The sequence below is a fragment of the Pelagicoccus sp. SDUM812005 genome, assembly GCF_031127875.1.
In the GTDB taxonomy this organism is placed as follows: Bacteria; Verrucomicrobiota; Verrucomicrobiia; order Opitutales; family Opitutaceae; genus Pelagicoccus.
In genome coordinates, this window is the sequence record NZ_JARXIA010000070.1 from 1 (window position 1) to 787 (window position 787).

The 787-nt window shown below is 61.5% G+C and carries 1 protein-coding gene; it reads left to right on the forward strand.

Features of this window, described 5'->3' with window-relative positions; genetic code table 11:
- Positions 1-787, forward strand: a 787-nt coding sequence (locus tag QEH57_RS24720) for a putative Ig domain-containing protein (RefSeq protein WP_309009485.1), incomplete at both ends; no start/stop codon positions are given.

Here is a 787-nt window from a genome sequence, read left to right on the forward strand (position 1 = left end):
CGACGGATCGAAGTCGGACGCAGGCGACTCCGCGTGGACTACCGACGATTCCGCAGCCACAGCTACGCCCAACCACGGCGTAGCGGACGAAGCCTACGAATTTTCCAGAAGCACCTCCACCAGCGGCGACCACAACGCGCTCGTCAAGCTGCAAACCCAGGAGATCGACATCGCCAACAAGACCGACCTGGAGCTGTCCTTCGACCTCAGCTCAGCCGGCGACATGGAATCCTCCGGATCTTGGCACGACTACTTCCAAGTCGTCGCTACCGTCGACGGAGTACCGACCGAGCTCATGCAGCAAGACGGGAACCTAAGCGGCAACAACGGGAGCTTCACCCTCACCAACATTCCCGAAGGCGACAGCCTCGTCATCTCATTCGAGGCGAAGACGACCCACGCCACCGAAATCTTCACCATCGACAACGTGCAACTCAACGGCGACTCCTACGGACTCGCCAACCAGACCGCGACCGAAGACTCCCCCTTCTCCATCGACCTGTCCGAAAGCTTCTCGGATATCGATGCCGGCGACACGCTGACCTACGCCGCCACTCTAGAAAATGGCGACCCGCTGCCGGATTGGCTCACCCTCGACGAAAGCACCGGCCAACTTTCCGGCACTCCGGAAAACGGCGACGTAGGCGCCCTCTCGATCACCGTCACCGCCACCGACTCCGCTGGAGCCAGTGCAACGGACACCTTCAGCATCGAGGTCGAAAACACCAACGACGGCCCCGTCGCCACCGCCATCGCCAACCAAAGCGTCGACGAGGACTCAGCCTTC